Here is a 21204-nt window from a genome sequence, read left to right on the forward strand (position 1 = left end):
CGCCTTGCCGAGCGCGAGCAGTTCGCACTCCTCCGGGCTCGCGACATTGCTAGCAGGAGTTGGAGATTGAAGCGGTCCTATCGCCCACGTGAGCGAACGCCTGAATTTGAGAGACGGGAGGGCGCGCCAGAACTTCTGGACGTGAGCCTGTCCGGACGTTCTGGCGCTAACCGCTACAAGCTTCAGTTCCAGTCCTTGCGTGCGAAACGACCGCGGGGATTACATCGGCGGGGTAAGGCCATTTCTGCCGACTGCGACAGACTTGGCGCCCGAGGAATCGGTCGAGACGACTGCAAATAGCTTCTGGCCCTTGGTGAGGACCGATCGCGTGGCCGGCTCGAAGCGGACGATCGGCGTGCCGACGGGGACAACGACCTGCGCCTTGCCGCCCTTGTATGAGATGCTCAGTTTGGTCTCGCCGGACGTGCCTGCGCCACGGGTCACTGTGCCGTTGGTCATCGCACTTTGGCCGTCGACGGTCCCGTTGGTCATCGCGCTTTGCCCGTCGACGGTACCATTGGTCATCGCGCTCGAATCGTTCGCGCCGCCGCCGGCGGCCGCGACTGCACCGGGAACGTCCCAGGGATAATGGCCCTCGCCGGTGCCGCGCATCGCCTCCGGGAAAATGACGAGTTCGACCGCGCGTAGCGCGTTGTCGGGGCCGGTCGTTGCGGTGCCGATGAAGTCGCCATCTTTGAGGGTCGAGAGGTTCGAGGCGACCACCCAAGCGTATTTGGTGCCGGCGCCGAGCGGCACGTTCACCGATTTGCCGTCATAGGTCTGGACCGTCAGGGCGTCGGCGCCGACCGTCGTGATCACGCCACGGACCCGGTTGACGGATGGGGTGGCGCTTGCGGTGGTGTTCGTCGTCGCTGCTGTCGTGTTGCCCGCCGTTTGGTTGTCGCCGCAGGCACTGAGGACCGCGACCACGCCGCTCAGTAGCACCAGTTTCTTCGTCAACATTGCGTCAGGTCCTTCAGATTATCACCGGTGCGAGACGCCGAGAAGGCGTCGTCGATTGGGTTGCGGACGGCCACGATTGCCGTGGTCGATGCTGATCAACGTCGAACGGGGGCAACCGGGGGCATTGGATTGATCCGTGTCGCGCATACTCGAACTCTGTCTCCGCTGAGTGGGCATGGCGGCCATCTAGGATGTGCGGATGTAGGCGCGCTTTCTGAAAAACGGTATTGTCCCGGTACCCAACCTCAACACCCACACCGGTAGGTAGCTCAAGTGATCTGAGGTGCGTAGCTAAGTTCAACAGAAAGCAAGATAATTAACCGAATCGTGCGCAGATGGTCACATGAGGTTCGTCAGGTATCTTGGCAGGCGGGGATCCGCGATGTGGGCTGATTGGTTCGGGGCCAGCCGCGATCTTCCATCGATCGACGTGGAACGCGTGCTTGAGTTGGCGCGCGTACTGCACGAGAAAAACCGGACTCCGTATTTGCTCGAGACTAATGCTGTTTTAAAAACGAGCGGGACGAGAGTGTGAGTGCCAAACCTGATCAGACGGCGCTGAACAAGTACTTCGCGCAGTGCGGCGTGAAGGATCGAGCGCGTTACTTCTTGCTGTTTAGCCAATGGGCTGGCGGCCATGCCGGCGCAGGCGAACCTAATTTTCCCGGCCGGCACGATGACACCGAGGAACCAACTATGCTATCCCGTGAGCGATAAGGTAAACGGCACCACCATTTTGCGACACTCGTGCAGGGAAACGGCGGCGGCGGAGTTTTATCTGTGTCTCTGCGTTCGCTGGACTGGTGGCTGTGGCCCCCGCATCGTCCCAAAAAGTGCCTGTGCCCAATCGGCAGCTTCTGGTGGGCAAGTACCACTTCGAGGAAACAGGCTTAAAGGTGGACGTCGATCTCAATGCAGACGGGGGCAGCTCATCAAAACCAGGGACAAGGATGCAGCGCTTACATTCATGAAAAGGCGCTGAAGCGTCACGGCAGGCCCGAGACGATCACCACTGACGGACTGCGCTCGTACGGTACCGCGATGAAGGAACTGGGCAATGCCGATAAGCAGGAGATTGGACGCTGGGCCAACAACCGGGTCGAGAACATCCACCTGTCGTTCCGGGGAAGGGAGCGCTCGATGTTGCGTTTCAGGCGAATGAAGACCCTGCAAAAGTTCGCTTCGGTCCATGCCAACGTCCACAACCACTTCAATCTCGAAAGCCACCTCGTCGACCGCCGGACCTACAAGGAACGACGTTCCGCCGCCCTGGCGGAGTGGCAGATCCTCGCGAGCTAGGCCGCTGCGCTCAAAGCCCGGACTGCATCGTGTGGAGGGCGGTTCGCGTTAGACTGACAGCACCGCCACACCGTCCCGCGGTGCTTGCAGTAAGCAAGAAAATATCGTTTGATAGGAGTGCGTTACCGCACGCCGAGCGCGTCTATGACGCTGCTGTCGGCGCAAGATGGTGTCGCTGCGTCTCATTGCGTCTGCACTCATCATTTCGCCCTCCGCTGCACAATCGCACTGGCCTGCCGCATCGTGGCATTGGGATGTGCTCGATATAGGATTCAGATCGAAATGCCGCGAAACTGTCCGGCCCTCCAGAAACGGGCTTATCAAAGCTGCGACTGGAGCCGGCTTATCGGTGAGCGATCTTCCCGAGGGATAAACCTCGTCGGGAGGCGTTCAATGGATACAAGACCACATATACTAGCATTGCACCACAGATAGCGATGTGTCCGTCTCTCTAAAGCCGAGTTGTTTCGTGCGACCGCTGCCATCGAACGGTCTGAAATCGCGCAGTCTACGTTACCTCTTGTTCGCGCGCGGCGGGCGCATCGTGGGAATGCCAGTCGCGTCCTGCTCGTCGATGATCGAACATTCCCATGTACCCGAACCCGTCGGTCTCCGCGGCTGACGACGAGCGCCAACGCGCGCTTGGCGCCTTGCGCAGAACGGCGTTGAAGGTTTCCGCCCGACTTTATACCAGCACCGGGTTTATGCCTTTAATCGCCTCGCGCTCGGCAACCGCGCCCAGCGCCAGGTACGAAGGTAGATCGTCGGGATTTTGCGTCGCAATGAATTATCGCCATTCCTTCCATGCCGGCAACAGCGCCGATGTCGTGAAGCACAGCCTATTGATCGCCCTCGTCCGGGCGTTGCAGCAAAAGCAGGGCGCGCTGACCCTGATCGACACCCATGCCGGCTGCGGGCTGTACGATCTTGATGGCGAGGACGCCCAACGCACCGGCGAGTCCACGCAGGGCGTGCTGCGGGCCTTTGTCGACCCGAACCCCTTGCTGAACGACTACCGTGACATCGTACAAGCGGTGAATGCGGGGGCCGAGCCGCTCTTCTACCCCGGCTCGCCGCGGATCCTGGCGCATCTTCTGCGCCCGCAGGATTGTCTGATCCTGAACGAAAAACATCCCGAGGACGCCTATACCCTGCGCGGCGTGATGCGCGACACATCCGCTGCCGTGCACGAGCGCGACGCCTACGAGCTTTGGCTGGCGATGGTGCCGCCCCGAACCGCGCGCGGCGTGGTGGTGGTCGACCCGCCGTACGAGCAGCCCGACGACCGCGCACGTATCACGGCCACCCTCGCGGCTGCTTACCGTAAATGGGCGCATGGCGTGACGGTGATCTGGTATCCGCTGAAAGACCGCGCGACGCATTGGCGGTGGAAGGAGCAGTTACGTAAGCTCGGCATCTCGAAATTGCTGGTGGTGGAGCATTGGTTGTACGATGACGATCAACTCGGCATCTATAATGGCGCGGGCCTTTATATCGTCAACCCGCCCTACGCCTTCATACAGGCGCTACCGCCTTTGCTGGAAGCCCTGCGCGCCGTGCTGGCGCCGGAGGGGCATAGGGGCGAAATCACAACCGATTGGTTGGGGGACTAAAGTAAAGCCGCACCGCCCAGCCAGCCGACACGCCGTATCGGTCGCGCCACGCCATCTTCGTTCGCGAGGGCGCAAAGGTCGCGCTGGACGTAGTCGATGCCATTCCCGCGGTGGTCGGCATTCCTGGAATGTCCGGCTATGGGTCTCTAGCGCCGTAACCGGCCGGTCATTCGAGCCTCGAACATTCTGATGAACGTCAGGGTTTAAACGAACTTTCGCTTTCTCCGCTTGCTCTGTCCCATGTTCCACTTCGTCCGCCAAAAGCCGTACACCGCTAGGCTGCCAAGCAACGTCAGTACGATGCCCGACACGGCCATGGCGAGCTTCCATGCAATGCCGCCCGTTTTGGCAGCGTGCACGGGATAGAGTTTCTCGCGGATCGATGCCGCCTTTCCCCGGGCCGCCGGATCGTCATAGCCCATGATCGTCAGCGTAACCGGATCGGCGTACACGAACGTCCGTCCGTTCGGGGTCCATTCGAAAGATTGGCGGAGGCGCAGGACGATGGGAGTGCCGGCCTTCCGCGGCATTTGCAGACGGCGAAATTCGGCACCCGGAAACATTGTGGCAGCAGCCTTGAAAAGCGGCTTCAGGTCATGCGCGGATCGCGTTTCTCTGACACTGTGAACTTTGGGTGTGACCGCGCGTGTTTCGGCAAGCAAGGGACCACCCAACGCGGGAAAAATCATCAGAATGCCCGTTACCAGTGACACGAGCAGCAACGGCGCCGTCACGACGCCCATGTCCCGGTGGTGATGGACGATTGCGCCGGGCCTCATCGTAGCGGGCCATAACCGCAGCCGAAAGCGGCTGCGCATCCGCCACCACAGTATCATCCCCGTAATGAGGAAAAACAGGCCTATAAGCCCGGCGCCCCCGGTAATTGTCTCGCCGGCATCGCCCACCAGAAGGCGATGATGAAGGTCGAACACCCACAATTCCGGTCGCTGCCATGACGAGGACCAGCGGTCGACCGTCACGCCGGCCTGGCTAATATAGGCACCGCTGCCGTCTGCGAAGATGGCCTGATGAACGCCCAGACCGTCGCCTGCGAAGGTGATGCGGTCGATCGGGGACGACGCGTCCGCTACTGCGCCGACCGCCAAGGCCAGCGATACCGGATCGGCCCGTACTGGATCGCCGACGTGCGCCACGAAGGTCAGCTCGTTGCGCCAGACGAGCAGCGTACCGTGAGCCCCAGTACCGCGAGCAACAGACCGCCGATCGCGCCGATCCAGCGATGCAGCAGGGACAGGATGCGCATCAGAAGCCGGCCTGCCAGCTCAACGTGAAATTGCGGCCCCGCCCGGTATAAAAGCGCGCATTGTCGGTCGGGCCCTGCGTATCGCTGTAGTAGGTAACGTAATCGGTATTGCCGACGTTCTGAACGCTCAGCATCACGCGGCCTACCGATAGCTCATAGGCGACATACGCGTCGAACAGCCGATAACCGACGAAGTCGTTGGCGATCGGCTGTCCCTCGAAGCGGCGGGACAGGTAATAGCGGCCCTGGACACGCGCACTGAAACGGCCGCGGCTGTAATCCAGGTTGAGGTTCAGGCGATCCGGCGAGATGTTGGCGCCGTCCAGATCGGCATCGAGAATGCCATCGGCGTTGGTGTCGGTGCGCCCGTTGAGATGGCTGAAACCGGTGCCGACCTTCAGGCCGGGCAGCGGGGTGCGAACAGCGAGGTTCAGTTCCAGACCCTCGATGTCGATCGGCTGTCGTGCAACGTTGAAGAAGCCATCGCTGCTGCGGACGAGCACCTGACCCAGATCGCTCGACGACCAATAATAGGTCGCGCTGGCGTCCAGCGGCCCTTGGTTCACTTCGACGCCGATCTCGCGGTTGTTCGAGATCACGGGGGTCAGATCGAGAAAGTCGGCGATCCGGACATTAGGCTGGCTGATACCGCGCAGGACACGACCAATATCGGCGATCGTGTAGCCCTCGGCATAGCTGCCATAGGTGCGGATACCCTTGACCGGCTCCAGCACGAAACCGCCGTTCCACAGCGCGCGGTTGAAGGATGGCTTGCCGCCGATAACGGCCCGAGAACCGGCACTCGCAAGCGTCGTATAGTCGGGGATATCGAGCCGCACGGTCTCGTACCGCACCCCTCCTGCGACCCTGACGATGCCGTCGAACAGTTTGAGGTTGGCCTGGCCGAACGGCGCGAGGCTGCGAAAATCCGTCCGCGGCACCCAGGTGCGGCCGGTCTGCATCAGATCCTGCTTGGTGCGATCGATCAGCGCGTCGAATCCGGCGGTCAGCGTCAGCGCCTCGAGCCCCGATACCGCGCGTTCATAGCTGATCTTGCCACCGAGCTTGCGCGAGACGTTGCGCGACTGGTCGAACAGCGTGCCGACCGGAGCGATCCTTGCATCCTGGAAGGTCGCGAGGATACCGCCGGCGAACGTGTCGCTGGTCCGGTTGTAGAAGCCCTGGAGCGTGAACGCCCCGCCCATCAGATTGCCGTCGGTCAGCGATGCCGATACCATCTCCGCCAGGCCGGTAGAGGGTTGGCCGGGCGTCTCCCCTTTCCGGCTGGTGGCAGGGATGCCCAGCGTCCGGTTGCCATCGACCGCGACATAGTGGGTGTTGCCTGCCAGCTTGAAGCGGTTGGCGATCACCTCGAACCGGGCGGTGTCGGACAGATCGACGCCGACCCGGCCAAAGAAGGCCAGGCTGTCCGTATCCTGAATTTCGCTCTGATTGCCGTCGAGGCCGATGCGCCGTCCGCGGCCATCGACGAAGACGCCACGCCGCTCGAAGGCGATGCCGCCGGTCGCGTCGAACCGGCCGCTGCGCATGTTGACCAGGCCGGCGACCTTCCCGCCGAGCGATGATCCTGCGAAATCGCCGCCGCTGTTACCCTGAAGCAGCGTGCGGCCGCTCCAGCCGTTTTGCGTCGGTGCGCTCGCGGTGACCTGGTTCACGACGCCGCCGGTCGCGCCAATGCCCTGCAGCGCGTTGGAGCCGTAGATCACTTCGATCCGGTCGATGAAGAAGGGGTCGATGGTATAGCCGTCGCGCGCGCCGTCGCGGATCGGCGTGCTCTGCGGAATGCCGTTGATCGCATAGAGTGGCGAGCGACCACGCAGCGTTTCGCCGAAGCCGGTGATCTTTTCACGTGTGGGCGAGAAGGCCGGCAGCAGCGCCGATATCGCGTCGACGACCGAGCCGGAGACCGCGACCTGACGCGACAGTGTCTCGCGGTCGATCACGTCCACGGTCAGGGGCAGGGCGCTGGCCGGCAGGTTCGTGCGCGCAGCCGTGACTACGATATCTTTCCGCCGGGGGTCGTCCGCGCCATCGCCGGCCTGTATCTCCTGTGCGCTCGCTATGCCTGTCGCCATGACACTGGCGGCGATCATGCCCAATGCGATCTTCATTCTATTCCCCTTTGCGGAGGCGGTAGAAGCAGATCTCCATAATTGCAATCGGTTCGCAATAGCAGATGACTTGCGCAGTTAGGGCCTGATCATCGCCGGCACCACAGTAATGAACATCTTTTCGAACGCGTCGAGCCACCGAAGCGGAGGGCGGCTTACCTACGGTAGCGCAGGACGAGCCGCCCCACCGTCAAACCCGCGGGCACGGCCCCAGGCGGCCGCGGCCACCCTTCGGTTTACGCCAATCTTGCTATAGACGCGGGCAACGTGATTGCGGACGGTGTTGCCGCTGACGTTCAGCGCACGGGCCATCGTCTTGTCGTCCATTCCCTCACAGATCAGTGTGAGTACCTCGCGCTCGCGCGCCGTGAGGTCGTTCAGTCCGGATCGAGCGCTGCCGTGCGATGGTTCGGACCGAAGCGTCAGATTGTCCAATATCGCATGGCTGAGCCACTTGGATTCCGACATCGTAGCTTCGATCGCGGCAGCCAGATTGCGTTCGTCAATCCGACGATTGGTGACGTCCTGAAACGTCCATAGGGTATAGGTCTGATGGGCAAGCGTGACGTTGGCGTGTGAGACGTGGCATTCCAAGAGTTTTCCGCTCTTGGCGCGGACGAAGCCGGACGCGATCCCCGATGGCCAGATATCGATGTCGTCGATCGAACGACCGACCAAATCGTCCGACAGACACCCGATCAGCGAGCAGAGGCTTTCGTTTGCCATGCTCACCGAGTTATCGGCCGCATCGACGATCATCATACACGCCGACGAGTTCGCGAATGCAGCTTCGACGCTCGTTCGATATTGATCGTGGCGTCGTTCGGTCTCCTGCCACGCGTCTATATCGGTAAGGGCGAACAGCATACAGGGTTGGCCGGCGACGGTCACGGGCTGGCCTGTCACGATCACGCGCCGGCTTGTTTTGTCAGGCATCGTCAGGTTCGCGGGGGTCTGCGGTATCGTTTGCGCATTGACGAGCGCGCTTTTCACCAGGTCGCAGTTCACGATATTTTTGAAGATGTCGCGCTCGTACACGGATCGGTGCAGCCAATCGTCTTCCAAGCTGCTGGTGAGCGCGAGGAAACTACGATTGACCATGACATAGCGGAGGCTGCGCAAGCTGCAGACGATGGCAGGAGCCGGGTTCGACTCGATGGTGCATTCAATGCGGGTGGTGCGATCAGGCGCGGTCCACACGGTTTCCGTAAGGGCGTGGCGGGGTCGCGTGAAGATATCCAGGCAGTCGTTCGTCATTGTCGTTCCTCGTCGCGACGAAGATACGGTTCATTTGTTCGATAGATGAAATGACAAATTCGTCATTAAAGGACTGACCCATTTTGATACTGGAAGTACGTACAGCTCCCGCACATGTTGGACAGATTACGATGTAGGTCATGGTTGCTTACTCAATGCCAATCCGATTGAGTCAGGTGCATATCTCATTCGAAATGGGCGTGAGCAATGGGTAAGCTTGCTGCTCTGACATCGGATGCAGAAAGAATTTGTTTTTCTGTTGTGCAACACAAACTACTTCAGCAGTTCGGTATGAATGAATGATAATATGTTATGGGTCGGACAGCGGTTGATTGTAAGGCAAATTTAACAAGGAGATTGTGCCGGTATAACACGGTGCGAAAGCCGGTAGTATTTTTGCGATCGAGCTAGTTATTCTGTTCCTGCGCCTGCCGGCTATTTGCCTATGCTGTCGGTTTCGCGCGAGGATGACTCATCGTGACCCGGGTCGTCGCAACGGCGCCGAGGATCATCAACGCACCGCCGAGATACAGGATGTTGCGCGGCTCGCCGGCCAGCAGCGAGTGGTAGAACAACGGCACGGTCAGGCTCTCGATGATCATCGGGATGACGATGAACATGTTGAAGATGCCCATGTAGACGCCGTTGCGCTCGGGCGGGATCATGTCGATCAGCATGATGTACGGGTTGCCCATCATGCTCGCCCAGCCGATGCCGATGCCCAGCATCGCCACGAACAATGCCGCCTCGGTGCGAAGGCCCGGGATCGCCAGCATCGCCACGCCCGAGGCGAGCAGGCACGCGGCGTGTGCGCTCTTGGCTCCCCAGCGGCGTGCCAGCGGGACCAGTGCGATCGCCGCGACGAACGCGACGGCGTTGTAGAACGCGCCGAGCTGGCCGACCGTCAGCACGGTATCGCGGAACGCTTCGCTCTTGGCATCGGTCGCGCCGTGCAGCGACCGCGCGACGGCGAAAGTGATGAACTGCCAATAGGCGAACATCGCATACCATTGGCACAGCATCGCCAGCGCCAGCTGCCGCATCGGCCGCGGCATCTCGACCAGCGCGGTCTTGAGGTCGCGCAGCGTGCCGCCCAGCGTCAGCGGCTCCTTCGCCAGCCGCGCCTGCTCTTCGGCGGGCAGCGGCAGTTCGGGGACGCGGACGACCGACCAGATGATCGTCGCGAGCGACAGCACCGCACCGATCAGGAACGCGATCCGCGTAATGTCTGGGATCCCGTTGCCGTCCACGGCGTCCTTGTTGAAGCCGATCCACACGAGCAGCGACGGCGCCAGATACGAGAGCGTCTGCGCAAGGCCGGTGAACGCCGACTGCGTCAGGAACCCGGCGGCGCGCTGATCGTCGGGCAGGCGGTCGCCGACATAGGCGCGGTACGGCTCCATCGTCACGTTATTGGCCGCGTCGAGAACCCACAACAGGCTGGCGGCGACCCACAGGGTCGGGCTGTACGGCATCGCCAGCAGGCACAGGCTGCACAGCACCGCGCCGATCAGGAAATAGGGGGTGCGGCGGCCGATCCGGGTCGAGGTCCGATCGCTCATCGCACCGATCAGCGGCTGGATCAGCAGGCCGGTCATCGGCCCGGCGAGCCACAGCAGCGGCAGGCTCGCCTCGTCCGCGCCGAGATAGCCGTAGATCGGCGCCATGTTGGCCTGTTGCAGCCCGAACGAGAATTGCAGCCCGAGGAAGCCGAGGTTCATCTCGATGAGGCGCATCAGCGAGAGACGGGGCTTGGTCATGAGGCCGAGGTTCATTGTCATGCCCCTTGTACGCGATGGTCCGGCGCGAACCGATCGATCCTCCCCCGCCAGGGGGAGGTGGCTGGCCCTTGCCAGACGGAGGGGGAGGAAAGAGCAACCGTTGTTGCGCGTCGTCCCCCTCCGTCACCTTCGGCGACGCCTCCCCCTTGCGGGGGAGGATTGCGAAAATGCACGCTCACGCTGCGGGACCTACCCAGACGACACCCCAGGGTTCGACGACAAGCGTGCCCCTGCAAAGCTGTTCGGACAAGCGATCCTGCCAGCCGGCCAAACCTTCGACCGAAACGGGAGCATCCGAGAAGTTCAGGAACACCCGGTCGCTGCCACAGCCGATCCCGAGCAGCGCGGGCGAGCCCGTCGCGATCGCCACCGGCGACCCCGCACCGCCACTCGCGATCCGCGCCGCCCGCAGCGCCTCAAGATCGCCACCGATCCGCCGCGCGGCAGGACCATCGAGCGCCGTCCAATCCATTTCCGGCCTGTGCAGCCAGCGCCCTTCATGCGCGCGCTCCGGATCGCTCAGATAACTCGTATCGTTCAGCAGCCCCGCCTCGTCGCCCATGTAGGTCGTCGCCAGCCCGCCACTCGCGATCGACAGCGCATTGAGCAGCGCGATCCGCCGAAACGCCATCTCGCGCGCATCGTCGTCCGCCGCCGCTTCGAGCCCCGCGAGCGACGCCATCGTCCCGTTCGAGCCATGCAGCACCGAGCCGTCCGACTGGAACGGCGCGCCACGAGCCCAGCTGCCGTCGCCGCCTTCGAGAAACCGCGCCGCGACCTTCAATCGCGCGACCGGGTCCGGGTCGATCCCGGCAAGATCGCCGATCACCGCGCCCCAGCCGATATCGTCGTGACACCGCGCATAGCTCAGCCAGTTGGCGCCGCGCGGCAGGCCGCCGCTCGCCTCTACGATCGCGTGGGGCAGGGTGGCGGACTGCTCGGCCAACGCGACCCAGCCCGCCACCATCAGCGAATTATTGTAGACCAGATGGCATTCGGGCTCGAACCCGCCATCCCAGTCGCTGCCCTCGTCGGCCCCGAAATACGGCGGCACGAGCGCGGTCGGGACGATCGCCTCCGCCTTCAGCAACGTCGCCGGCGCGACGATTTCGAGCGCAGCCCTGAGCGCGCGGACGATGAAATGCGCCTTCGGACGGTTGCGGCAATCGGTGCCGAGCTGTTTCCACAGGAACGCGATCGAATCGAGCCGGAACGCCTCGAAACCGTGGTTCGCCAGCCGCAGCATCGTGTCGACGATCGCCAGCATCACCTCGGGATTCGACCAGTTCAGATCCCATTGGAACGGATAGAAGGTCGTCCAGACCTGCCCGCCCATCGCCGGCACATCGGTGAAGTTGCCCGGCGCCGTGGTCGGGAACACCTCGGGTAATGCGGTCTCGTACGCCTGAGCCTCGTCCTCGCTCAGCACGTGATAGAAAGCGCGATAATGCGGATCGCCGGCGAGCGCCGCCTTAGCCCAGGCGTGATCATCCGCCGTATGGTTGAGCGCAAGATCGACGCACAGGCTGATCCGCCCCTCGCGCAGCCGCGCGGCAAGCCGCTCGACATCGCCCATCGTCCCCAGCCGCGGCTCGATCGCGAGATAATCCGCGACCGCGAAACCGCCGTCGCTGTCGCCCTCGCGCGCCTTCAGCAGCGCGAGCAAATGAAGATAGCGGACCCCGAGCGATTCGAGATGGTCGACCCGGTCGATCAGCCCGCCGACCGTGCCGGCGAACCGGTCGACATAGGTCGAATAGCCCAGCATGTCGGGCGCGACGAACCAGTCGGGGTCGGCCAGCCGCGCTTCGTCCAGCGCGGCCATCGCGTCCGGCCGTTCGCTCGCCCGGTCGCGGAGGATCGTCTCCATCCGCGGCCAGAGCGCCGCCAGCCGATCGCTGCCGTACAGCCGTTCGAGCTGGCGTTTGAGTAGGGGGGCGAGCGCTTCCAGACGGTGCTCGGTGGAGGTCCCAGTCGAAGATTTGGTCACGCTCACCCGCCCGATCAGAAGCCGACGCGGACCGCGGCGGAGATCGTCCGGCCGGTGATCGATCGCGCGCGGACGATGCCGTTGGTCGGGATCGCGCCTTCCTCGGCTTCGGTGATGCCCTTCACGTCGAACAGATTGTTGCCGTTGACCGACAGCGTGACGTTCTCCGCCGGGCGTACCGAGACGAACGCGTTGACCTGCGTATAGCCGGGCATCTTCAGCACATTGTTGTCCTGCGCGAAGCTGTCGGTGGTGCCGATCACGTTCGCGCCGACGGTCAGCCGGCCGACATCGACCTGCGGGGTCGCCTGGAAGATGAACTTGGCCTGGCGGCGCGGGCGATTGCCCTCGATCGCGGGGTTGAGCACATCCTTGGTGATCTCCGCATCGGTGTACGTCCCGCCCGCCGACAGCGAGAACGGTCCGCGTGCGATCCGGCCCTCGAGCTCGACGCCCTTCGCCTCATATTCGCGGTTGAAGAAGCGCTGCGTCGTCGCCTCGAAATTCTGCTCCTCGGTGCGTGCCCAGAAACCGGTGGCGTAGAGCGAGAGGCCGTTCTGGCGGAACTTGAACCCGCCTTCGAGCTGGCGGACGAAATCGACCGCGGCGCCTTCGTCGGTCAGCCCGCCCGTGGTCGTGTTGATCGACGGACCGAACAACAGGCGATCGGCATTGGCGCGTCCGCCGCGGCTGTAGCGGGCGAACACCGCGGTGCTGTCGGTCAGGCGATAGTTCGCGCCGCCCGAATAGGACAGGTAATCGTAATTATAGTTGAGCGGCGACCGGACGTTGGGGATCACCGCGACCTGGCGCTCGGCGGCCGAGATCACGCCGTCGCCGTTGATGTCGAAGCTCGTGATGCCGCTGCCGAAGCCCGCCCCCAGATCGGCGCCGGCGACGCTGCCGCGCGCGCGACCGAAATCGTAGCGCAGCGAGCCGTCGATGTTGAAGCGGCCGATCTCCAGACCGAGCTGCGCGAACGGGGCGTAGGTCGTGTAGTCGAGATCGTACGACCGGCGGCAGCAATTGCCGAAGCCGCTCGCCGAATAGCCGGGGACGCCGTTCTGCGTGACCGGCACGCCCGCTGCGGTGCGGATGTCGACCAGTTCCGAACGGCCGTCATCGGCGACGGTCTGGACGAACGAGTTCCACAGCCAGTCGCTCTTGATGTCCTGGCGCGAGGCATAGAAGCCGCCGGTGATCGCCAGCGTGCCCGATCCTAGCGGGACGGACCCGTTGAGGCGGATATCGTTGGTGATGTTGTTGAGGCTCTTCAGGTCGACGTCGAACAGGACGACGTTCGCGAGCAGGCCGTTGCCGTTGAGCGAGGCCGGGTTGGCGATCCGCTGGCCGTTCTGCGATCCGCTGGCGTAGAACAGCTGTGCGCCGGCGCCGCCGAGGCCGTTGGCGATCGTCTGCGCAGAATCCACGGCGGACGGGAAGGGCGAGGTGAAACCGCCCGAGATATCCGAATAGCGGAACCGCTCGACGATGTTCCAGCCGTCCGCGACGGGGATCTGCGTCTCGAGACCAGCCGAGTACACGACGGGGTGCTGGCCGTCGCGGATCGAGCGCGTGACGAGATTGTTGTTGCCGTCGAGCGTCTGGACGGTGCGGATGTCGGCGCTGTGCAGCGTGCCGTTGTTGATCGAGAAATTGGTGATGTTGCTGTAGGTCGGGTCGCTGTTCGTGCCGCTCACCTGGACCGGGTTCGGCAGATAGCCGATTGCGCGGTCGTCGAGATACTTGCCGTACAGCCGGACATAGCCGCCATTGCCGAACGACTTGGTGATGTTCGCCTTGAACTGGCCGCCCTTCACGCCGTCGTAACCGACCTGCCGCTGGCCGTCGCCGATCCGGTAGAAACCGCCGAAATGATAGGTCAGCGTGTCGGACAGCTTGCCGCCCTGGTCGAAATCGACGCGGAATTCGCGGTAGTCGAGCCCGCTGGTCAGCTGGAACGCGCCGCCTTCCTGCTCGCCGGTCTTCGAGATGAAGTTGATGACGCCGCCGGGCGAGTTCGACGCGAAGGTCGAGGCCGAGCCGCCACGGACCGACTCGATCGTCCGGACGTTGAAATCGGCGCGCAGGAAATTGTCCGCATTGCCGAAGGTGATGTCGCCGAACTCGAGGATCGGCAGGCCGTCTTCCTGCAACTGGAGGAACTTCGAGCCGCCCGATGCGACCGGCAGGCCGCGGACCGAGATGTTCGCGTTGCCGTCGCCGCCCGACGCCTCGACGCGGATGCCGGGGAGGTTGCGGAGGAGCTCGCCCGAGGTGCGGGGTGCGAGTTGGATTAGCGCGTCCGAATTGATCGAGCTGGTGGTGATCGAGGTGTTCAGCCGGTTGGTGCCGCGCGCGACCGCGGTCACGACGATGTCGTCCTGCGGTGCGTCAGCCGGAGCGCCGGCAGGGGCGGCAGCCGGACCGACCTGCGGATCGGCGGTCTGCGCCAAAGCCATGGTTGTGAACGAAGCGGCGGCGATACCAGCCAGCAAAACGTGACGTACTTTCATGCGATCCTCCCTGCGGGCCGGCTTTCTGTGAAGCCGAGAATCGCCTCCTACAATTCCTGCAATCGATTGCAACAAGTTTTCACAATCGATTGCAGGATTTATCCGGACTGTCGCGGAATCAACACAGGTGGCACGATCGCGGACTCGGCCGGCTCCCCGACGATCCGCTTCAGCAGGCGGTCGACCATCAGTTCGGCACCGATCGCCAGGTCCTGGCGGATCGTCGTCAGCGAGGGCGAGGTATGCGCGGCAAGCGTCACGTCGTCATAGCCGACCACCGCGGTCGTGCCGGGAATGTCGATCCCGGCCTCGGCCAGCGCACGCAGCACGCTCATCGCGGCAACGTCCGATGCGGCGAAGATCGCATCGGGAACGGCACCACGCGCGAGATGCTCCGCCACCGCGGCATGAACCGCTTCGGGCATCATCGGCGTCGCCAGCACGTCATGCGGCACGCCTGCGTCGCGCGCCGCTGCGGCGAACCCGGCGAGCCGGTCCGCGAATTCGGGCGGGGCAGGGTCGCCGACGAACAGGAGCCGCTGCCGGCCCTGCGCGATCAGGTGCTCCGCCGCCATCCGACCGCCCGCGACATTGTCCGATCCGATCGTCAGATGATGCTGGCCCGCGCGATGCGCGCCCCACACGACCAGCGGACGATAGCGTTGCGCGACCCGCTCGATCACGCCGAACTGGTCCGACTGCCCGACCAGCAACAGCCCGTCGATCCGCCCACTGTCGACCACGCGCTCCAGCCAGTCGTCGGCATCGGGAATGACCCGCGACAACAGGATGTCATAGCCGCGCTCGACCAGCAGATCGGCGAGGAACCCGAGCAGCGACAGGAAGAACGGGTCGGTCAGGTGCTGCGTCTTCGCGTGGCCGAGCGGCAGGACCAAGCCGATCGCGCCGGTGCTCTTCAGCCGCAGGTTGCGCGCGAGCTGGTTGGGCCGCACGTCATGCTCGCGCGCCAGCGCTCGGATGCGCTCGCGGGTCCCTGTATTGACGGAAGGATGCCCAGCCAAGGCGCGCGAAACCGTCGCAGTCGAAACACCCGCAAGAGCGGCTAGGTCGGCGAGTTTCATTGTTTGGGAATCCACGTCGATACAGTTGATGGGCACCTCGTACGGTCAGCGCCCGAATGCCGCAATTGCGAGAGACATGGCGCGCGTCGTGCCTGACGGTCGATTTGTCACTGAAGGCTGGCGGGCCGTAGAAGATTGCAGAGTAATCGGTGTACCGAGCGTTGCGCGCTGTCGATCGGTCGCGCCGGATCGTGAAGTCGAAGAGAAATTTGCCGTCCGGCGAGCGTTCGGCTGCAAAGTGGCCGCAAGCGACGTTTGTCGACCGCGCCAAGGCGAAAACTTTCGCTATCCGTTCGAGATACCACATGGTTCGCGTATCTCTCAATCGTGGCAGAGATGAATGAGCGCCTGAATTTGGGAGGCGGGCAACAACCGGCCGGCAAACGACGACCGTTTCTTTGATCCGCGGTGTAATGTCGGAAGGACCGATGACGTCGGATGGACGGATGACGTCGAAGGCGCCGTGCTGCTGGCGAACGCGCTGCCGCGGCATAGGACAACCGGCATATTGGGCGTGCTGACGGTCGCAAGTGCCGGAGAAACCCTTCGTTTAAACTTTCGCCGCTAAGCAGGCGTCATGCCGACGTTCTCTTCAGCGCCCACGACGGCACGGTCCGATCACCGCCAGAATGCCTTGGCTGGCGCCGTGCGGGGTTGTCGCCGCCACCTGCTGTTCGCGGCGCTGTCCTCGGGGCTGGTCAACATCCTTTACCTCGCGCCGTCGATTTTCATGCTGCAGGTCTATGACCGCGTCGTGCCGACGCGCGGTGGCGCGACGCTGTTGCTGCTGACGTTGATCCTGGTGCTCGCGCTGGTCGTGTTCGCGATCCTCGATGCGGTCCGAATGCGGTTGCTGTTGCGCGCGAGCATGCGGCTCGAGCGTCGGGCGGCGCCCGGCATATTGCTGCGGATTCTCGGCACTGACGGCGCGACGATCGGGCAGCGCAGCCAGGCTATGCGCGATTTCGATACGGTGCGGGGTACGCTGACCGGGCCCACGATCATCGCGCTGTTCGATGCGCCCTGGGCACCGATCTATATCGGCATCGCGTTTCTGCTTCACCCTTGGATCGGCGTGCTGGCGCTGCTCAGCGCGCTGCTGCTCGGCGGGATCGCGATCCTCAGCGACAAGGTGACCGCCGGTGCTGCCCGCGACACGCACGCGCGCGCCGTGCTGGCGGCGCGCGAACAGGACGTGTCGATTCACGGATCGGAAGTCGCCCGCGTCATGGGGATGCGCAATGCGCTGATCACCCGGCACCTGCTGGAGCGCGCCGAACTCGTCCGCCGCCAGTCCGCACTTGCCGGTACATCGGGGCAGTTTCTCGCGGTCACCAAGTTCCTGCGCCTTTTGCTCCAATCGCTCGCGCTGGCGCTCGGGGCTCTGCTGGCGATTCGGCAGGATATTTCGGGCGGTGCGATCTTCGCTGCCTCGCTGTTGCTCGGGCGTGCGCTGCAGCCTGTCGAACAGATCCTCGGCGCGATGAAGCCGCTCGCCGCTGCGCGCAACGCGTACCGCGATCTCGATGCGTTCTGTGCGATGCCGGGGCCGTCGATCGATGCGACGACGCTCCCCGCGCCGATCGGTCGGATCGACGTCCGCGGCGTTACCGTGCGCGCGGAAGGCAGCGACCGTGCGCTGCTGACGGACATCAGTTTCGCGGTCGCGCCGGGCGAGATCGTCGCGCTGGTCGGTCCAAGCGGTGCGGGCAAGTCGACCTTGCTGCGCGTGCTGTCGGGGGCGCTGTCGCCGGATACGGGCGAGGTCCGGATCGACGGTGCGAACCTGTCGGACTGGAACCGCGAGCAACTTGGCCGCCACGTCGGCTATATGCCGCAATCGCCGTCGCTGTTCCCGACCTCGGTCCACACCAACATCTCGCGGTTCCAGTCGGTATTGGCGGGCGAGAGCGAACAGCTTGACGCGGCGGTGGTCGAGGCGGCGCAGGCGGCGGGCGCACATGAGGTGATCCTCGGCCTGCCGCAGGGCTATGCGACGATGCTCGGCATGGCGGACGGATCGGGGCTGTCGGCCGGGCAGAACCAGTCGGTCGCGTTGGCGCGCGCGTTGTTCGGCACGCCGAGGATCCTGTTCCTCGACGAGCCCAATGCGCATCTCGACAGCGATGGCGAAGCGCGGCTGGTGACGACGCTGGCAGCACTGCGCGCGCGCGGGGCGACCGTGATCGTGTCGACGCATCGGACCGGGCTGCTTCAGGCGGTCGACAAGATCATGGTGCTGCGTGGTGGCACGGTCCAGCTGTTCGACGAACGGGCGAAGGTGGTGCGTCCTGCCAACGTCGCGCCCGCGGCTGCGACCGGAGGCGCACGATGATTCCCGCCGAACTGGCCAGCCCGGGACCCGCCGCGGGCGGCGCAAGCCTTGCCGATCGCCTGCGCCTCGATGATTCTCCGCGTCATGCAATTCTCATCGGTGGGCTGGTCGCGATCCTGTTCTTCGTGGTCGGGCTCGGCTGGGCGGCGTTCGCGCGGCTCGATGCAGCGGCAGCGGGTGAGGGGCAGGTGGTCGTCGCCGGCAATCGCCAGACCGTCCAGCACCGTGAGGGCGGGATCGTCGCGGCGATGGCGGTCCGCGACGGCCAGCACGTCCGCGCCGGGGAAATCCTGTTCCGGCTCGAAGGCGCGGAAGTCACCGCGAGCGAGCGCGCGCTCGCCGCCAGTGTCATCGACCTCCAGGCGCAACGCGCGCGGCTCGAAGCGGACGTCCGCGGCGGCGCGATCGTCTGGCCCGCCGAGTTTGCGTCCGCGCAGGGAGATGATCTGCGCCTCATCGAGCGGGCGAAGTCGCTCCAGATCGCACAACGCACGGCGCGTTCGGCAGCGCTCGCCGCCAACGGTGCGGTGTTCCGCCAGCAGGCGGCGACCGTCGCGCAACAGACGGCCGGCTTCAACGCACAGGCTCAGGCAACCGCCCGCCAGCGCGCATCGCTCCGCCAACAGCTCGAGAGCACACGTGCACTTGCCGACCAGGGCTATGTCTCGCGCAATACCGTGCGGGCGATCGAGCGCTCGATCCAGCAGCTCGAGGGGACCGATGCGGACTATGTCTCGCGCTCGGCGGCGGCACGCGAGCAGATCGGCCAGACGCAGGCGGAGGGTGTCCAGACTCGCCGCAAATATGTCGAGGACAGCGCGACGCTGCTCCGCGACACGCAGTTCCAGTTGAACGAGGTGATACCTAAATTCGCCGCCGCGCGCGAACAGCTGGCGCGCACGATCATCCGTGCGCCGGTGACGGGCCGTGTGGTTGGCCTGCGCGTCTTCTCCGTGGGGGGCGTGATTCAGCCGGGTCAGGCGATCCTCGACATCGTCCCCGACGCCGCGCCTTTGGTGGTCCGCGCGAACTTCTCGCCAGGCGACATCGACGGCGTGTTCGCTGGTCGCGAAGCCGAGGTGAAGTTCCTGTCGCTGCACGAACGCGACCTGCCGATCCTGCTCGGTACGGTCCGGACAGTGTCCGCGGATTCGCTCCGTGACGAGCAGACCGGCCACAGCTATTTCAGCGCCGAGATCACCGTGCCGCGCGACCAGATCGCCAAGATCGAGGCGGTGCGCGGCCGCGATACCGGAATCCGCGCGGGCGTGCCGGTCACCGTCCTCGTCAAGCTGCGCTCGCGTACCGCCCTCGATTATCTCCTCGATCCGTTGACCGAGGCTTTTTCACGGTCTCTTCATGAACGCTGATATTCTTCGCCTCGCTGCTGCGGTGGTGCTGTCGCCGACCGCCGCAGCGGTTGCGCAGACGGCCCCGGAAGCGCAGTCCGCGGCGCCCGAAACGCTGGGTCAGGCGATTGCCGACGCCTATCGCAGCAATCCGTCGCTGGAGGGGCAACGCGCGCAGCTTCGCGCGCTGGACGAGCAGATCGTCCAGGCGGGGGCGGCGTATAGACTGACCGCGGGCGTCACCATGACGCTGCAATACCAGTCGCAGGACCAGCGCGGTGTGCTCGGCGATTTCGATACGGCGCGGGGCCGCACGGTCGGCGCATCGCTGACCGCCTCGCAGATCCTGCTCAACGGCGGGCGCACTGCGGCGCAGGTGTCCGCAGCGGAGGCGACCGTGCTGGCGGGACGCGAACGGCTGCGCGAAGCGGAAAACGCGATCCTGCTCGAAGTCGTCGATGCGTTCGTGTCGGTGCGGCGCGACCAGGCACTGGTGGCGATCCAGCAGCGCTCGCTCGACTCCTACGGACGGCAGGTCACGCAGGCGATCGCGCGTGAACGCGGTGGCGACCTGACCCGTACCGACATCGCGCAGGCACAGGCCCAACGCGAGATCATCCGCGCGCAACTGGCGCAGGCGACCGTTAACCTTCAGGCGAGCCGGGGGCGGTTCGCGGCCGTGGTCGGGCGTAATCCGGGCACGTTGCTCGTGCCGCCGACGCTACCCGGCCTGCCGCACTCGCTCGATGCGGCATTCGCGGTGGTCGAGAAGGAGAGCCCGAGCCTGTGGCAGGCGATCCTGGCGACCAAGGCGGGCGACGCGAGGATCGCTGCACAACGCGCCGAGCGCGCGCCGATCGTCGCGCTGTCGGGCAGCTATGGCTATGCGAGTCCGTATTCCTATCGCCTGCGCGATGCCGGGGCGCAGGCGACCGGCGGGGTCACGCTGACGATGCCGCTGCTGACCGGCGGCGTGATCGGATCGCGCGTCCGCGCCGCAGTCGCCGAACGCCAGCAGCTCGGGTTCGAGGTCGAGACGGCGCGGCGTGCCGCACTTGCCAACGCACAGAACGCCTGGAACCAGGCGGTCGCCGGCGGCGAGCAGATGGCGGCGGGTCGCCTCGCGACCGAGGCGGCGGAGTCGGCGCTAACCGGCGTCCAGCGTGGCTTCGCCGAGGGGTTTCGCTCCAATTTCGAGGTGCTGGATTCGGAGCAGCGGCTGCTGACCGCGCAACTCGTCTTCGTCAACGCGACATACGGCGCCTATGCGGCGGAAGCGCGCCTGCTCGCGACGCTTGGACGCCTTGAAGCGGCAGCGATCGACCACGCTGTGCCGAGCTATGATCCTGCGCAGAACACGCAGCGCGTGCGGGCAAGGACGTTCGGGCCGTTCGATCCGGTCCTCGCACCGATCGACCGCGCGCAGGTTCCGAGTGCCGCGGCCCGACCTGCACCGCAGCTTGCGCCCGCGACCGACGCCAGGATCAGGCCGGCGCTGTTACAGGCGTTGCCCGGACCGGTCGGCACGGCCTTGCCGATCGAAAGCCCGCCGGTGCTGGCCGGACCAGCGGCGAGCGACCTGACCGATATGGTGGTGACCGGCGGGACCTGAGCTGGCGGTCA

At 64.6% G+C, this 21204-nt stretch carries 12 protein-coding genes and 1 pseudogene; 5 read left to right on the top strand and 8 right to left on the bottom strand.

From position 1 onward, the window contains the following. Positions 1-219: 219 nt before the first annotated feature. On the bottom strand, positions 220-963 hold the full coding sequence (locus tag U1737_RS18880) for a hypothetical protein (RefSeq protein WP_332797847.1): 744 nt from the start codon (positions 961-963) through the stop codon (positions 220-222). Between the two features lie 934 nt (positions 964-1897). On the opposite strand from U1737_RS18880, the pseudogene U1737_RS18885 reads away from it, so the two are divergent. Together U1737_RS18885 and U1737_RS18890 are read left to right on the top strand one after the other, a co-directional pair. After that, positions 1898-2262: pseudogene (locus tag U1737_RS18885) on the top strand (DDE-type integrase/transposase/recombinase); the annotation flags it as partial. A gap of 782 nt (positions 2263-3044) precedes the next feature. Then, on the top strand, positions 3045-3875 hold the full coding sequence (locus tag U1737_RS18890) for a 23S rRNA (adenine(2030)-N(6))-methyltransferase RlmJ (RefSeq protein ID WP_332797876.1): 831 nt from the start codon (positions 3045-3047) through the stop codon (positions 3873-3875). 203 nt (positions 3876-4078) lie between these two features. Here U1737_RS18890 and U1737_RS18895 read toward each other — a convergent pair whose 3' ends face one another. From U1737_RS18895 to U1737_RS18925, 7 genes are all read right to left on the bottom strand, one after another. Then, a complete protein-coding gene (locus tag U1737_RS18895) occupies positions 4079-5029 on the bottom strand; it encodes a PepSY-associated TM helix domain-containing protein (RefSeq protein ID WP_332797849.1) in 951 nt (316 codons plus the stop codon). Between the two features lie 109 nt (positions 5030-5138). Beyond that, positions 5139-7271 (bottom strand): TonB-dependent receptor, encoded by a 2133-nt coding sequence (locus tag U1737_RS18900; RefSeq protein WP_332797850.1) that lies wholly within the window; start codon positions 7269-7271, stop codon positions 5139-5141. Positions 7272-7430: 159 nt separating this feature from the next. Then, positions 7431-8528 (bottom strand): LuxR C-terminal-related transcriptional regulator, encoded by a 1098-nt coding sequence (locus U1737_RS18905; RefSeq protein ID WP_332797851.1) that lies wholly within the window; start codon positions 8526-8528, stop codon positions 7431-7433. A 443-nt stretch (positions 8529-8971) separates the two neighbouring features. Next, positions 8972-10303, bottom strand: coding sequence for an MFS transporter (locus tag U1737_RS18910; protein WP_332797852.1), 1332 nt, complete (start codon positions 10301-10303; stop codon positions 8972-8974). 181 nt (positions 10304-10484) lie between these two features. After that, positions 10485-12299: an alpha-amylase family glycosyl hydrolase gene (locus U1737_RS18915; RefSeq protein ID WP_332797853.1), complete on the bottom strand. Its 1815-nt coding sequence runs from the start codon at positions 12297-12299 to the stop codon at positions 10485-10487. 14 nt (positions 12300-12313) lie between these two features. Continuing rightward, on the bottom strand, positions 12314-14815 hold the full coding sequence (locus U1737_RS18920) for a TonB-dependent receptor domain-containing protein (RefSeq protein WP_332797854.1): 2502 nt from the start codon (positions 14813-14815) through the stop codon (positions 12314-12316). Positions 14816-14913: 98 nt separating this feature from the next. Next, a complete protein-coding gene (locus tag U1737_RS18925) occupies positions 14914-15897 on the bottom strand; it encodes a LacI family DNA-binding transcriptional regulator (protein WP_332797855.1) in 984 nt (327 codons plus the stop codon). 577 nt (positions 15898-16474) lie between these two features. Here U1737_RS18925 and U1737_RS18930 point away from each other — a divergent pair. The 3 genes from U1737_RS18930 to U1737_RS18940 are packed head-to-tail and all read left to right on the top strand — an operon-like array spanning position 16475 to position 21193. Continuing rightward, the gene (locus U1737_RS18930) at positions 16475-18232 is read left to right on the top strand and encodes a type I secretion system permease/ATPase (RefSeq protein WP_332797856.1); all 1758 of its coding nucleotides are present in this window, start codon (positions 16475-16477) and stop codon (positions 18230-18232) included. Beyond that, a complete protein-coding gene (locus U1737_RS18935) occupies positions 18229-19602 on the top strand; it encodes an HlyD family type I secretion periplasmic adaptor subunit (RefSeq protein ID WP_332797857.1) in 1374 nt (457 codons plus the stop codon). The genes U1737_RS18930 and U1737_RS18935 overlap by 4 nt, the downstream gene beginning before the upstream one ends. Continuing rightward, positions 19592-21193, top strand: coding sequence for a TolC family outer membrane protein (locus tag U1737_RS18940; RefSeq protein WP_248523649.1), 1602 nt, complete (start codon positions 19592-19594; stop codon positions 21191-21193). Before U1737_RS18935 ends, U1737_RS18940 begins: the two co-directional genes overlap by 11 nt. Positions 21194-21204 lie beyond the last annotated feature (11 nt).

Origin of the sequence: Sphingomonas fucosidasi, from assembly GCF_036663855.1 — a bacterium.
In the GTDB taxonomy this organism is placed as follows: Bacteria; Pseudomonadota; Alphaproteobacteria; order Sphingomonadales; family Sphingomonadaceae; genus Sphingomonas; species Sphingomonas faeni_B.

Coding starts and splice junctions, on each gene's coding strand:
- U1737_RS18880 (WP_332797847.1), bottom strand. CDS start 963: ATGTTGACGAAGAAACTGGTGCTACTGAGCGGCGTGGTCGCGGTCCTC.
- U1737_RS18890 (WP_332797876.1), top strand. CDS start 3,045: ATGAATTATCGCCATTCCTTCCATGCCGGCAACAGCGCCGATGTCGTG.
- U1737_RS18900 (WP_332797850.1), bottom strand. CDS start 7,271: ATGAAGATCGCATTGGGCATGATCGCCGCCAGTGTCATGGCGACAGGC.
- U1737_RS18905 (WP_332797851.1), bottom strand. CDS start 8,528: ATGACGAACGACTGCCTGGATATCTTCACGCGACCCCGCCACGCCCTT.
- U1737_RS18910 (WP_332797852.1), bottom strand. CDS start 10,303: ATGAACCTCGGCCTCATGACCAAGCCCCGTCTCTCGCTGATGCGCCTC.
- U1737_RS18920 (WP_332797854.1), bottom strand. CDS start 14,815: ATGAAAGTACGTCACGTTTTGCTGGCTGGTATCGCCGCCGCTTCGTTC.
- U1737_RS18925 (WP_332797855.1), bottom strand. CDS start 15,897: ATGAAACTCGCCGACCTAGCCGCTCTTGCGGGTGTTTCGACTGCGACG.
- U1737_RS18930 (WP_332797856.1), top strand. CDS start 16,475: ATGCCGACGTTCTCTTCAGCGCCCACGACGGCACGGTCCGATCACCGC.
- U1737_RS18935 (WP_332797857.1), top strand. CDS start 18,229: ATGATTCCCGCCGAACTGGCCAGCCCGGGACCCGCCGCGGGCGGCGCA.
- U1737_RS18940 (WP_248523649.1), top strand. CDS start 19,592: ATGAACGCTGATATTCTTCGCCTCGCTGCTGCGGTGGTGCTGTCGCCG.